General features: G+C 36.0%; 20 protein-coding genes and 1 riboswitch. Of the genes, 18 read left to right on the top strand and 2 right to left on the bottom strand.

Annotation, left to right across the window (positions count from 1 at the left end; translation table 11 throughout):
- The first annotated feature begins 688 nt into the window (after positions 1-688).
- A complete protein-coding gene (locus ACWPVE_RS00460; RefSeq protein ID WP_453989832.1) occupies positions 689-838 on the top strand; it encodes a hypothetical protein in 150 nt (49 codons plus the stop codon).
- Between the two features lie 130 nt (positions 839-968).
- Here ACWPVE_RS00460 and ACWPVE_RS00455 read toward each other — a convergent pair whose 3' ends face one another.
- Positions 969-1,724, bottom strand: coding sequence for a DUF4367 domain-containing protein (locus tag ACWPVE_RS00455; protein ID WP_453989830.1), 756 nt, complete (start codon positions 1,722-1,724; stop codon positions 969-971).
- On the bottom strand, positions 1,721-2,293 hold the full coding sequence (locus tag ACWPVE_RS00450) for an RNA polymerase sigma factor (protein ID WP_453989828.1): 573 nt from the start codon (positions 2,291-2,293) through the stop codon (positions 1,721-1,723). The genes ACWPVE_RS00455 and ACWPVE_RS00450 overlap by 4 nt, the downstream gene beginning before the upstream one ends.
- Positions 2,294-2,580: 287 nt before the next feature.
- Here ACWPVE_RS00450 and ACWPVE_RS00445 point away from each other — a divergent pair, with 287 nt between their 5' ends.
- From ACWPVE_RS00445 to ACWPVE_RS00365, 17 genes are all read left to right on the top strand, one after another.
- The gene (locus ACWPVE_RS00445; protein ID WP_453989826.1) at positions 2,581-2,781 is read left to right on the top strand and encodes a hypothetical protein; all 201 of its coding nucleotides are present in this window, start codon (positions 2,581-2,583) and stop codon (positions 2,779-2,781) included.
- A gap of 139 nt (positions 2,782-2,920) precedes the next feature.
- Entirely contained in the window at positions 2,921-3,532 is a 612-nt protein-coding gene (locus ACWPVE_RS00440; protein WP_453989824.1) for a GyrI-like domain-containing protein, read from the top strand.
- A gap of 277 nt (positions 3,533-3,809) precedes the next feature.
- Positions 3,810-3,899 (top strand): PspC domain-containing protein, encoded by a 90-nt coding sequence (locus ACWPVE_RS00435; protein WP_453989822.1) that lies wholly within the window; start codon positions 3,810-3,812, stop codon positions 3,897-3,899.
- A gap of 256 nt (positions 3,900-4,155) precedes the next feature.
- Positions 4,156-4,563, top strand: a complete 408-nt coding sequence (locus tag ACWPVE_RS00430; RefSeq protein WP_453989820.1) for a DUF1761 domain-containing protein — start codon at positions 4,156-4,158, stop codon at positions 4,561-4,563.
- 568 nt (positions 4,564-5,131) lie between these two features.
- Positions 5,132-5,584, top strand: a complete 453-nt coding sequence (locus tag ACWPVE_RS00425; RefSeq protein ID WP_453989818.1) for a LytTR family DNA-binding domain-containing protein — start codon at positions 5,132-5,134, stop codon at positions 5,582-5,584.
- A gap of 13 nt (positions 5,585-5,597) precedes the next feature.
- Positions 5,598-6,122: a hypothetical protein gene (locus ACWPVE_RS00420; protein ID WP_453989816.1), complete on the top strand. Its 525-nt coding sequence runs from the start codon at positions 5,598-5,600 to the stop codon at positions 6,120-6,122.
- Between the two features lie 701 nt (positions 6,123-6,823).
- A complete protein-coding gene (locus ACWPVE_RS00415) occupies positions 6,824-6,991 on the top strand; it encodes a hypothetical protein (protein WP_453989814.1) in 168 nt (55 codons plus the stop codon).
- A gap of 42 nt (positions 6,992-7,033) precedes the next feature.
- Positions 7,034-7,678 carry a hypothetical protein gene (locus tag ACWPVE_RS00410; protein ID WP_453989813.1) on the top strand — a complete coding sequence of 215 codons (645 nt, stop codon included), beginning with the start codon at positions 7,034-7,036 and terminating at the stop codon, positions 7,676-7,678.
- Between the two features lie 219 nt (positions 7,679-7,897).
- Positions 7,898-8,269, top strand: a complete 372-nt coding sequence (locus ACWPVE_RS00405) for an NUDIX hydrolase (RefSeq protein WP_453989811.1) — start codon at positions 7,898-7,900, stop codon at positions 8,267-8,269.
- Positions 8,270-8,318: 49 nt separating this feature from the next.
- Complete coding sequence (locus ACWPVE_RS00400) at positions 8,319-8,528, top strand: hypothetical protein (RefSeq protein WP_453989809.1); 210 nt, start codon at positions 8,319-8,321, stop codon at positions 8,526-8,528.
- 112 nt (positions 8,529-8,640) lie between these two features.
- The gene (locus tag ACWPVE_RS00395; protein WP_453989808.1) at positions 8,641-8,817 is read left to right on the top strand and encodes a hypothetical protein; all 177 of its coding nucleotides are present in this window, start codon (positions 8,641-8,643) and stop codon (positions 8,815-8,817) included.
- 76 nt (positions 8,818-8,893) lie between these two features.
- Entirely contained in the window at positions 8,894-9,079 is a 186-nt protein-coding gene (locus ACWPVE_RS00390; protein ID WP_453989806.1) for a DUF4177 domain-containing protein, read from the top strand.
- A 183-nt stretch (positions 9,080-9,262) separates the two neighbouring features.
- A riboswitch (PreQ1 riboswitch) is annotated at positions 9,263-9,309 on the top strand.
- Positions 9,310-9,397: 88 nt separating this feature from the next.
- A complete protein-coding gene (queD, locus tag ACWPVE_RS00385; protein WP_453989804.1) occupies positions 9,398-9,832 on the top strand; it encodes a 6-carboxytetrahydropterin synthase QueD in 435 nt (144 codons plus the stop codon).
- The gene (queE, locus tag ACWPVE_RS00380; RefSeq protein ID WP_453990818.1) at positions 9,826-10,554 is read left to right on the top strand and encodes a 7-carboxy-7-deazaguanine synthase QueE; all 729 of its coding nucleotides are present in this window, start codon (positions 9,826-9,828) and stop codon (positions 10,552-10,554) included. The genes queD and queE overlap by 7 nt, the downstream gene beginning before the upstream one ends.
- A 185-nt stretch (positions 10,555-10,739) precedes the next feature.
- The gene (locus tag ACWPVE_RS00375; RefSeq protein WP_453989803.1) at positions 10,740-10,889 is read left to right on the top strand and encodes a hypothetical protein; all 150 of its coding nucleotides are present in this window, start codon (positions 10,740-10,742) and stop codon (positions 10,887-10,889) included.
- Positions 10,890-11,028: 139 nt separating this feature from the next.
- Positions 11,029-11,697, top strand: a complete 669-nt coding sequence (locus ACWPVE_RS00370; protein WP_453989801.1) for a DNA alkylation repair protein — start codon at positions 11,029-11,031, stop codon at positions 11,695-11,697.
- Positions 11,698-11,750: 53 nt separating this feature from the next.
- Positions 11,751-12,260 carry a GNAT family N-acetyltransferase gene (locus ACWPVE_RS00365; protein ID WP_453989799.1) on the top strand — a complete coding sequence of 170 codons (510 nt, stop codon included), beginning with the start codon at positions 11,751-11,753 and terminating at the stop codon, positions 12,258-12,260.
- Positions 12,261-12,275: the final 15 nt, after the last annotated feature.

Here is a 12,275-nt window from a genome sequence, read left to right as displayed (position 1 = left end):
CTACACACTTAAATAACGTTAACGCTGTATTGTGATATTCCATCTGGTTACGAGTGCTGTGACTCTCCTAATAAATGGATAATGGTGGTAGTCCAGCTCATTTTGAGTACAGTGGCTTTCCTAATAAATGGATAATGGTGGTAGTCCAGGTCGTTTTGAGTGCTGTGACTCTCCTAATAAATGGATAATGGTGGTAGTCCAGGTCGTTTCGAGTGCTGTGACTCTCCTAATAAATGGATAATGGTGGTAGTCCAGGTCGTTTTGAGTGCCGTGACTCTCCTAATAAATGGATTATGGTGGTAGTCCAGGTCGTTACGAGTGCTGTGACCCTCCTAATAAATGGATTGTGGTGATAGTCCAGGTCGTTTTGAGTGCCGTGACCCTCCTAATAAATGGATTATGATGGTAGTCCAACTCGTTTTGAGTGCTGTGACTCTCCTAATAAATGGATTGTGGTGGTAGTCCATCTCTTTCCGAGTACCCCAACTTCCTAATATCTGGATTATGGTGATACTCCAGCTCGTTTGGATTACAGTGAATCTCCTAATTATAAGTTGATACGTATAAGGTAAGAAACGTCGAAACAGCATGTCCATTAATGGTGAATCTTAACATAACGAAATAAAATAACCTAAAAAAAGGAAAAAATGTTAACATATAGAGTTATATTTGCGTGTGGGGGACAGTAGTGGTGAAATTTGTTGATGACTTAATAGGAGCTATATATGATGTGTTTAAATGTATCCTCAAGTCTATGGTCTATTTACTTGCAGGAGGAATAATGGTTGCGATTCCAATGTGCTTTTTTGTTTGGTTGATGGGTATAATTCAGAAATAAGATTCAACTGTCAGATTACAATATACAAAACTTGCAGGTTGATTATTGCGATGATTGGTAATTCATTTAAGAGAAACAGTAAAGGAGCTACCTATAACAGTTTAGTCGAACAATTATAGGTAGCTCCTTCTTATTCCATAGATTCTGCTATTGATATTAATTCTTGTCCAGATAAACTCCCTTCTATGATGACACTGGTATTCATATGAGTGAAGGTTAGCCTACTTGTCTGATCCTTAAATGTATACAGGGTTGCCCTTTCTTTATGAATCCTCATGGCTTCTACCTTGATATCTTCATTATCAACGATGGATGTACTCCTCATTTCCTCTTCAAATGCAATTTGCTGGATCTTGAGTTGGTTGCTGTAATTTAAAATAACATAATGACTCGTTTCATTCATGTCGTAAAACACAGTGACATCTATTAGTTCGGTTCCTTGTGGCAAAAAAGTCGGGAGTAGGATATCAAAATCGACTTCTAGTTCTGCGTCAGCTAAACTCATGGTCTCTTCTTTCGAAAAAGAACCTATCTCGATTAAAGAGTCAGGAGAAGGGAGGGGGGTATGAGTTGGCCCGCCAGTGCTCATTGATTCTTCTATTTGAGGAATCGAACCATTGCTTCTTTGAAAATATTTCATAATCCAACCAAATGCACTACCTGGTCTATTTTCAAATATTAATGTTCCAATCAGGCATGCGATTAAGATAGACGCAGCAAATAGGCCTGGTTTAAACCTCAGCTTCTTCTTTTTATTTTCTGTCATTCCTTGTTTTATGTTTATCCATGTTTCTTCTTTCGATGAGGGTGGTGAAGGGATGTTTTGATAGTGACATTTCAATGAATCTCCAAGAACGTGATCCCTTCGTGGATCGGGACTTTTCATAATACTTCACCATCCATATACTGGTTAGAGTTTTTACAAATTAAAATGTCTCTTAATTCTTTTCTAGCTCGAAATATTCTAGATTTCACTGTTCCTTCTTTTAAATGAAGTAATTCCGCTATTTCTTTTTCTTTTAATTCATGAATGTATTTTAATAGCAGGATTTCTCGATACTCGATTCGAAGTTCAGAAAGTACTTCTCCTACTTCTTGTAACATAAGCTTTATTTCAACCTCTTTTTCAACGGAATTTGTATGATTATCTTTATCTATTTCCAAATAGACGTCTTCTGTCGGAATTCCGTTCCATATTTTTTGTTTGCGTATTAAATCGATTGCTGTTCTGGTAGCAATTGTAGATAACCAAGCACCGATCTTAGACTTATCCTTTAAATTATCTAAATCTCTAAACCCTTTAATAAAAGTGTCCTGAACAACATCCTGGGCTAAGTGTTGATCTCTAGTAACGAAATAAGCATCGCGGTAAACACGGTCATAGAATAAATCATAAATCAGTCGGTATTCATCATCTGAATGTTTCTTTTTTGGGCCAAAAAGTTTATTAAGCAAGTCAACATACCTTCCTAACTATATTAATTCGAATAAACTTTACCAAATATGGGTATATTTTACTTTTATATTAACATATTCCAAGTTTAGGAGAAGAAAAAGATTCGTATAAATGCGATGGGTTCATAACCGAATTGGGGGTAAATACAATAGTTTGTAAGGGGCAATACTCTCGGTACGTGAATTGAGAGGATCTATTAAATTACGGATCTATTGAATTTGAGTGAATCAAGTAAGTGAAAAAATGGTATAATTATACAGAAAACTTAGAATTTTAGGGGGATATTATGATTAAGTCTATAAAAGGACAATTAATTTTGTTTATCTTCGTTGCGATTTGTCTTATTTATCATTCCTTATCTAATATTGAATTTATTGGTGACGAGAGGTTTTTGTTCGTTCGGGTATTCTTTTTCTTTATTATGATTTTTTCGGTGTTTAATGTTGGATTCCTCACGCAAAAATACATTCAATCTAGAAAAAAGTAAATCTCTTTATTAACTAAAACCTGCGGTGTTGAAGAAGACAAGTCGTAGATGGACTGTAAGTCGTCATGTTCTGTGATAAGAGAAACCAAGGGGAAATAAGATTCAGTTATCAATTAAATCATATAGAGGTGAGTCCAAGATGGTTATAGGCAGAGGGGGACTTGTAAGAGAAGATTTAAAAAAACAGTATAGAAAGTATTATTCTTTGAAAGACAAGGAAGTTGCCCTATATGTTCTTCCAGAAATGACGTATCTAACAGCATCAGGTTTAGGGGCGCGTAACATCTATCAGATGTACGATTATAAAGAAATTTGGACCATGGGAAGGTTTATCAACCGTGTCAAACATTATACAATCCATCAGCTAGAGCGAAATTTTAGCCGAATGCCCCTAGAGATGGAGTGGAAGGATATTGCACAAGAGGATTCTCTTGTACCGTACAGGGCTATGATGGCAGTACCAGAGTACATCAACCTAGATCTGTATAACCTTACAATGGAAGATTTAAAGAAAAGGCTGGGAGAAATAGATTTTAAATTGGAAATTGCCAATGTTTCTGAACGGAATTGTGCTCAACTCTTACACGAAGGTAGCTATGAATCGATCCATCTTACAAGAGAAAGACTAGTTAATGATTTACAGCAACAGGGGTACAGCCTTAAGGGTGATATGCAAGAAATCTATATGAATCATCCACATTGTAATCCTCCAGAGAAACTGAAAATATTATTGAGACAAGAAGTAGAGTAATAGTGAGAACCTTTCTGATTTGATTTTCCAGCGGTACAACACCAATTGTTGAACAAGATGATAGCCAAAAAACTAGTTATAGTCCTTTTAAATTTAAGGTTGAGCTGATTTAAGAGGGGGTTATTCAAAATTAAAACATCGAGAAACGAGTCTATACTTCTAGTATGTCATTAGTAGAGATTCCATTATCTGTTGCTTATGTGGTAATGGAATATTCAAACAAGACAAATGACAGAGTGAAGCAAAATAGATTAAGCAAGTTAGAAGGGGGACGGAAATGCTACAAAAGGTTTCGAAATCAACCACTGATAGATATTTATTTGGAGTATGTACGGGAATAGCTGAGACTCTCGGATATCCCCATTAATTGTAAGGACGATTTTTTTCGTAACTGCGGTGTTTTCTATCTATTTATATATTTTTTTAGTTGCGGTACTCCGAGATAACTAATTCGTCCCTTTTACTATGTTGGAAAGGGGTCCCTTTTTATTGAATTCCCTCTTCAACTAACTGGTCGGGCAAGCAAAGGAGGGCGGCCTCCTTGGATTCCTATTTGCTATTAAGATTTAATCCTTTTATAATTGAGAACAAATCTTGAATGGCCTAATGTTGGAGGGAAAGACGTGGATTTGTATTTTAATGAAATAAGTTATTTAGCAGTAATGATAAGTGCGGTAGCTATCTGTATTTTTGGTTCAATCTGGTACTCACCTAAAGTCTTTTGGAATACGTGGCAATCGTTAAAAGGATTAAAGGAGGAGGATCTTCCTAACATAGGAAAAGTGATGATGGGATCGATTTTGATGGCTATTGTTAATTCCTTTTTGTTAGCGATTATTGCAGGATGGGCAGGAATCGACGGTTCGGTTGATGGTTTATGGCTTGGGTTAGTAGTGGGTCTTATCATCGCCGGTACCTCTGCCACGAACACCTTCTATGAAGGAATGAAGTTGAAACTTTACTTTATAACGGCTGGTTTTCATGTTATCAGCATGATCCTTGCAGGGATAATTATCGGAAGTTTCTCGTGATCATTCAAGATATCATGGAAAAGGAAAATGTTTTAATTGCACAAAACGGTCACTCAATTAGATGGCCGTTTTGTTGTATTTGGGACAATAATATTTATATAAAATATTGGAGGGAGAAAGGTGGTAAAAATAGTAGCATTTGCAACTGACGAAGTATTACAACAAGTATCGGAACTCTAACACGAGGTATGGAATAATGAGGATCATTCCATAAAAGAACGAATTTTAAAACATAGCTCTAGGTTATAGAGGGCTCACGAATCATGTAATAGGTTGGAAGATTTGAAATTCACAACTGTCACGAGGGCAGTTTTTTTCTTTTTTATGGCCTATGAAAATTCGTAATACCGAGTGTCTTGATGGAGGAGCGGAGATTGGTTTTTCACCATTTTTCACATTCACAACAGTACAATAGAAAAAACTGCTTTCAAGTTGTATCCACCATTTTATGTAATCTATGAGGCTATATATGTAAAGTGTTCATCTTTTATTGAAATACAAAAATCTGATTGTTATAGTACGTTTAAAATATGATGGTGTATCACGGTGAAAGAAAGGAGGATACGAATTGAAAATCAAACTTGACATTCGAAATGAACGTTATGAGGAAATTAAAACCGCACTTGAGGAACGGGGAATTGAAATAGATGATCATGCCGACTTGGTATTAAGTGAAACCAATAGTTTCATTGATAACCTAACTGTAAGAGAAAATGGATCAAATGCGCGGGTTATTTTATCGGTAGAGGATATTGTGTGTATCGAATCGTTCGGTCATGTAGTAGAGGTACAAACGCAAGAATCACAATATCAAGCTACCGACCGATTATACCGAATTGTCAGTTTGCTAGACCCAACAAAATTTTTGCGGATAAGTAACTCAGTTGTCATTGCAAAAAATAAGGTAAAACGAATTAAACCTACACTCTCGTCGAAGTTTATCCTTACCATGGCGAATGGGAAAAGTGTTGATGTAACCAGAAGCTATTACTACATATTTAAAGAATCTTTTGGAATATAGGGGAGGCAATTAGATGGGTTTTCCTATTTTTATTATTGCACTGTTTGCAATTCTACTTATATTAGTCGCTACTGTTTTCGTTTATTTTCAAGTCTATAAGCGACATATCAATAAAGCGTTAGTCACAACCGAAGGCAAGCGTCCTTCAATGATCCCCCCAAATAAAGTTGCAATTGTTATGACCATCACCGTTTTACTCATTTGCATAATGATTAGCTATTTTGCAGGATATGTGAATGCCTATAAAGATTACGAAGAAGAAGCATGGTCGATGTCACATTCTGATATCCAGACATTCTACGCAGAAATAAAAGAAGTTGGTGAGAAATCTCTCATAGTTGAAGGTATTTCTCTCAATGATGAGAAGTATCGTGGGGAGTTTCAATATGATATATGGGGAGAAGTGAGTCTATATCGGCAGAATGATCTAATTCAGCTTTCTGATTTATCAGAAGGTGATTTGGTTTCAATCACAATTCTTACCGACCGCGCAGGCATAACAAATATTTTTAAAATACAGTTATTACCTGATAAGTAACTTATGTTCAAAACGATAATGGAGCAGGACTGGGGAACTAGATATCAAGAAGAGTTCAAATTTGAACTCTTTTTATATGTGAAAAAGATCATGATTTGAAGTTTCCATAAGGGGGTGTTGTGGAATAAAAATGATCGTTGTTTGGCGGATACGGGGTAGATTAACTTCCCGTTCCATTACTCGAAATGCCAACGGTAAAGCTAAATTATGGACATCAACTAAATATGTCAGTTATTAACAAATGACAAAGAGCCGATAACATGTGGTAAAAAAAATTAGTTATAGGCTCTTTTTATGATTTATTTCTTTCGTGTTCCCTTATCCATAGATATCAAATAAATAGTCGTAATCGTCCTTGTTTTTTTCGTTTGTTTTATTTAGATTGTTTTTGGGGAACTGAGAGATGGCAAATGATGCGAATACCAGAACAGAAGCACATAAGAAGATTAAGCATAAGATTCCTTTTAGGACGAACAATTTCTTCACTCCTTATCGTCTTGTGTTATTCAAAATAATTGTAATTGATGAAACGCATTTCATATCAAGAACAAAAAAATATTTCTGGGAACTTCGGCTTTGTTTACCAATAGTACTGGGCACAGTTAGTGGAAATCACGACCATTTTTTAAAAAGAAGGTGTGACTATCCAAGAAGGATTCATATACTTATATGTTGAATTTCTTAAGTAACGGGGAGAAGATTTGAATCATGATATGAAAAAATGGTTTTCTATGAAAGAGAAGCAAATGCCGATTATTACACATACGCAATTGATCCAAGCGCCTGTGAATGGATGTTTTGATTTTGCACGAATTATTGATATACATACTGTAACGACTGCGAAAACAATTCTAACTACCCCTGAGTAATTCAATTCGTTAAATACGATTTTTATAATTGGGAGAGTATAAATGATCGATTTTTTAAATGAGATTCGTAGACCAATAAAAATATCGCCATTAAGGCAGTTCTTTTATTCGACTTTACTATTGATTATAGGGGTACTTTTAGGCGTTCTTTCCAAGGTGCTTGATACAACCCCAAGTAATCATTTACCTTATTTTCTCGAAATTTTCGACTTACGTAATTTCTTTTCTCGCATGGGGGTTTGGATTTTCCTGGCGACCGTTATATCTGTTTATAGTAAATCGCCTGTTCGGTCTGCTGTAAATGTATTTTTGTTTTTCGTCGGTATGGTCGGCAGTTATTATCTATACACCGTTCTGGTAGCTGGTTTTTTTCCTAAATCGTATATGATGATTTGGATTTCTCTAACTTGTATTTCACCATTTTTAGCTTTTGTCACTTGGTATGCAAAAGGGAAAGGTGTAATGGCTCTTTCTATTTCAACAATCATATTTGTGTTCATTACAAGACAGACTTTTGTTTTTGGGTTTTGGTATTTTGATATGATTAATATTTTAGAATTTCTACTCTGGATTGCTACTATATTTGTTTTATATCAGTCTCAAAAACAAATTATCAAAGTACTTTCCATAGGACTCCTTATTTTTCTGCTTACCGCACACACCTATTTATTTTGGGGATTGTTATAGGTTACATCAAGATTGCACTGCTCAACTTTTGTTCATCTTGGGAGCAAGTACATCGCGTGGTTTACAAAATTTATCGTGTAAATGGATAGGACGGGTAAAATGATAGTATGAGTGCTTTTATCCAAGAAGGGTGAAAGCATTTTTTGTTAAAAGGTAGGAAGTTAACGAATCGGCCCACAAGAAATATGTTTAAAACTTATACATTGGAGGGGAAAACGTGTGGAAACGGAGCAATTAAGAATTTTTGATGAAAATAAAAATCACATTGGTATTGCATCTCGTGAAGATGTACATAGACTCGGTTATTGGCACGAAGTATTTCACTGTTGGTTTATTTGTGAAGAAGAGGGAACCTATAAGCTATATTTACAACTTCGTAGCAAAAATAAAAAGGATTATCCTAATCTCTTGGACATAACGGCTGCTGGGCATTTACTGGCGAATGAAAGAGTAGAAGATGGGATAAGAGAGATCGAGGAGGAAATTGGGATTGATCTTTCCTTTCAGGATTTAATCCCCTTGGGAGTCGTCGACTACACGGTTATCAGGGAAAATTTTATCGATAAGGAAATAGCACACGTCTTTTTGTAGTCCACACTACCTTGATGACTTTACTCTCCAGGAAGACGAAGTTGCAGGAATGGTAAAAGTCAATTTTCATCATTTTGAAGAACTCTGGTTAGGTGAAAGAGAAACGATCAAGATTAGTGGATTTGAAATGAAGGATGACGGAAATAAAGTGTATATTCATGAGAATGTTGGAAGGGAAAAATTCGTTCCTCATCAAGTTACATTCTATAGAACTGTAATTGAAAAAATGAAAGAAAAGCTGACACTAGAAATGCCCTAATCCATTTTGTACAAAGAAAACCTCAAGAATATTTGCATATTATGTATGAGATTAGACAAATATACCTGAAACCTAGTCTTTGTGAATTCGTATATCACAATGAATACAGGAGTTGATTGAGATTTTTGATATCACCTTTTTATTCGTTATGGCTTTAGCAGGTGGAATTGTAACAGTCATTGGTCTTTTTGTTATAGGAGGTCAACACATAACTGAACCGAAGAAGGAACTTCAGCAGAAAATTCAAAATCTAGAAGAGGAGATTCATATCCTGAAAAATCAGAAATAGTAGATAAATTGAATGAAACAAAAATGTCTTTTTGAAAAGAAAACTAACTACTATTTATTTAAGAGGAGGTAATCATATGTATGATTACAAGTTCGTTCAAATTCAGGTTGGTGCGTTAACTGGTAAAGCGAAAGAAGACTATGAAGCGATTATTAAAGAACATGCACAAGAAGGATGGCGTTTGCATACGTTTGCACCGTTAACAGTGGGTGCGGGTGGGCAGGCAACAGTAATACAAATCATTTTTGAAAGAAAGCTATAATATTTAAGAGGATAAAAGTTTTACCCTTACTCTTCTAGCGGGTGCGTTATCAATTTTTCGTATGGGATCGTTCGTTTATTTCAAAACAAATGACCTCTATTTTTGAGATTGAGAAATATTCCTTAATTCTACGTATTAGATATGGTAAAGTAATCATGTAAGTGAATAAAGAAGTCTGCGTTGGCAGGAGAGGTTCGAAATTCCATCCCTCTATAAAAAACTAAGGAGCTAGGACAGCATCTACTTAGTGTTGTCTTTTTTTATTTTGATGGATATAAGCTCCGAAAGACAAAAAAACATACGAAGGAGTGATGATTCATGTTGCAACAGATTTATCCAGTTACACAACATCCTTACGCATATGAGTTAAATAAAGATTTTCAATTTGCTGCAGCTCATTATGTTCCACATGAAGATGCTGGTAACTGTCAAAATATGCATGGACATACCTATTTTACAAATATCACCATTGCTGGTGATAAGCTAGATCACACAGGGTTTTTGGTTAATTTTAAACAGATTAAAGATTTAATTCACAAAAGATTTGATCATCGTGTCATGAATGAAGACAGCAAATTCTCCGACCAAGATTCTACTTATTTCCCTACAACAGAGGTAGTTGCTAGGACGATATATGAAATCATTCAAGAACATCTCGATTCTCTTCCGAATCAGCCAACTTGTGTTCAGGTATTTGTAAGGGAGACACCTACGAGCTATTGTATTTACCGACCCAAGGAGAAATCATTATGAGAAAAATACCTGTACTTGAGATTTTTGGTCCAACCATTCAAGGGGAAGGAATGGTGATCGGCCAAAAAACAATGTTTGTTAGAACAGCTGGCTGTGACTATTCCTGTTCGTGGTGTGATTCGAAATTTACCTGGGACGGTTCTGAAAAGGAATTGATACGAATGATGGAACCACGTGAAATCGTGGATGCGTTATTCGAAATGGGCGGCGAACGTTTTAATCATGTTACGATCTCTGGGGGAAATCCAGGATTGTTAGCACAATTAGATAGTTTGATAGATTTGCTTCATGAAAAGCAAGTGAAGGTTGCCTTGGAAACCCAGGGTAGCAGATGGCAGCAATGGTTTACAAAGATAGATGATTTAACCATTTCGCCTAAGCCACCTAGCTCAGGAATGACGACAAACTATGAAACGTTGGATTTTATCATCCATTCATTGAAGGAAGAACAGCAGGGTGACTTCAGTCTAAAGGTGGTTATCTTTGAAGAAGATGATTTACAATATGCAATTCGCATACACAAAAGGTACCCTGATGTAAAACTGTTCCTGCAAGTAGGGAATGATGACTTGGAAACAGAAGACCAGGAAAAGTTGGTACCGCGCCTAATTGAAAAATACGAACGATTAGTTGATGTTGTCATGAATCATGCAGAATTGAATGATGTACGAGTATTGCCTCAGCTTCACACGTATTTATGGGGGAATAAACGGGGTGTTTAATAAAAAATCGATACCTTTCATCTTCCTGATTAGACCTTATCATTCAAATTAAGTTATCTTTATTAAGTAAGGTATTCAACAAAAAGTGCATTAATCCTAGAAGGGTTAATGCCTTTTTTAGTGAATGTATTGAACAAGCAGAGCAGTTTAGTACAAGAGAAGGAATTTCATATTGAGGTGAGCGAATGGATAAGTCCGTTACCTTTTCATCTACTAGTACAAGTTACGAAGGTGTAGAGGCAACCGAAACATTTACTCTTAAAGAATTAGGTATTGTCGAGGAATTGGAGGATGATGCACTAAAAAAAGAAATGGAAAGAGTTTTTCAGGAGTGAGTTTGGGAAAAACTTAATATTTCATGTAGTATAGTAATTGAGTAAGATAAATGCCCAATGGTAGTATATACAAACTTGAGTTCTTGATATTTCCCATAAGTACATAGCATCAAACAATCGAAATGAAGGAGTTGTAAAAATGAGTGAAACCAAAGCTACAGAGCTAGACCGCTCATCAAAAGCAGAAAACATTCTATCACAGATCGATAGTAAATCGAAGCTAGGTGATTTACGAAAAATCGCAAAGGACATTAAACAAGATCACGAACTTGCCATGGAACTCTGGTCTACCGAAGAGTTCAAGCCTAGACTATTAGCCATCTTAATTATGGACAAAAAACTACTTGCACAAGATGTCCTAGATAAGCTTGTTAAGGATATGCTGACTCATACTTTGGAAGAGAGAAATAATTTAATGGATTGGTTAATGGCTAATCAGCTCACCAAAAGTAAGAAGACTATTGCATTGATGGAGTCATGGAAAAATAGTCCTTCGGCCCTTCAAAGGAGAGCTTTCTGGTATTATCAAGCGCGATTGAGATGGACTGGACAAACACCTCCTGATAACACGGAAGAATTGCTAGCTGTAATCGAAGCTACTATTACGCAGGAAGAACCAGAAGTTCAATGGGCGATGAATTTCACAGCAGGCTGGATAGGAGTTTATGAGGAAAAACATCGTGAGCGTTGTATTAAAATTGGAGAGAAAACGGGTCTTTACAAAGGCCAAATGGTGGCTAAAGGATGTACGCCCGACTATTTGCCAGAGTTCATAACGATTGAAGTGAATAAAAGACAAAATAAATAAATTCCACTAAAAGATTGGAAAAGCTCCTCTATCATCCATTCAAGGAGAGTCACATGCTCACGATATTACAAAAAGAACGATTTGATGATCTTTATCATTTATTTGAAGACTCTTTCCCACGTGATGAATTTAGGCCATATAACATACAACGGAAATTGTTGTCCCACCCACATTATCAAATCTTTGTTTATGAAAAAGATTGTGAGTTGGCTGCCTTTTTTGCCACTTGGGAAGGTCCTGACTTTATATTTTTAGAACATTTTGCTGTGAAATCAAGCTTTCGCAATGGTGGCCTAGGTTCGAAACTCCTTCAAGCATTTCTCGAACAACAGGTTAAACCTGTCGTGATTGAAATCGAACCACCAGAGGGGGAAATCGAAAAAAGAAGAGCCCGCTTTTATGAACGAAATGGATTTAGCCTTAGTAAGTGGGGCTATGTTCAACCAGCGCTTGCACAAGGGCAAAGCTCCGTTCCACTTGTATTAATGTCTTACCCCAAGCCATTACAGGAAGAAGCATTTTATGCTTTTAAAAACTGGGTTTTTCAACACGTCTATTCATAAGTAAATTAGACGAAA

The organism is Bacillus nitroreducens (assembly GCF_964021195.1).
Note: the sequence above shows the minus strand (reverse complement) of the source record. Positions and strands in the feature narration are given on the sequence as shown.

Coding starts and splice junctions, on each gene's coding strand:
- ACWPVE_RS00400 (WP_453989809.1), top strand. CDS start 8,319: ATGGTAAAAGTCAATTTTCATCATTTTGAAGAACTCTGGTTAGGTGAA.
- ACWPVE_RS00410 (WP_453989813.1), top strand. CDS start 7,034: ATGATCGATTTTTTAAATGAGATTCGTAGACCAATAAAAATATCGCCA.
- ACWPVE_RS00445 (WP_453989826.1), top strand. CDS start 2,581: ATGATTAAGTCTATAAAAGGACAATTAATTTTGTTTATCTTCGTTGCG.
- queD (WP_453989804.1), top strand. CDS start 9,398: ATGTTGCAACAGATTTATCCAGTTACACAACATCCTTACGCATATGAG.
- ACWPVE_RS00440 (WP_453989824.1), top strand. CDS start 2,921: ATGGTTATAGGCAGAGGGGGACTTGTAAGAGAAGATTTAAAAAAACAG.
- ACWPVE_RS00390 (WP_453989806.1), top strand. CDS start 8,894: ATGTATGATTACAAGTTCGTTCAAATTCAGGTTGGTGCGTTAACTGGT.
- ACWPVE_RS00365 (WP_453989799.1), top strand. CDS start 11,751: ATGCTCACGATATTACAAAAAGAACGATTTGATGATCTTTATCATTTA.
- ACWPVE_RS00375 (WP_453989803.1), top strand. CDS start 10,740: ATGGATAAGTCCGTTACCTTTTCATCTACTAGTACAAGTTACGAAGGT.
- ACWPVE_RS00435 (WP_453989822.1), top strand. CDS start 3,810: ATGCTACAAAAGGTTTCGAAATCAACCACTGATAGATATTTATTTGGA.
- ACWPVE_RS00370 (WP_453989801.1), top strand. CDS start 11,029: ATGAGTGAAACCAAAGCTACAGAGCTAGACCGCTCATCAAAAGCAGAA.
- ACWPVE_RS00455 (WP_453989830.1), bottom strand. CDS start 1,724: ATGAAAAGTCCCGATCCACGAAGGGATCACGTTCTTGGAGATTCATTG.
- ACWPVE_RS00420 (WP_453989816.1), top strand. CDS start 5,598: ATGGGTTTTCCTATTTTTATTATTGCACTGTTTGCAATTCTACTTATA.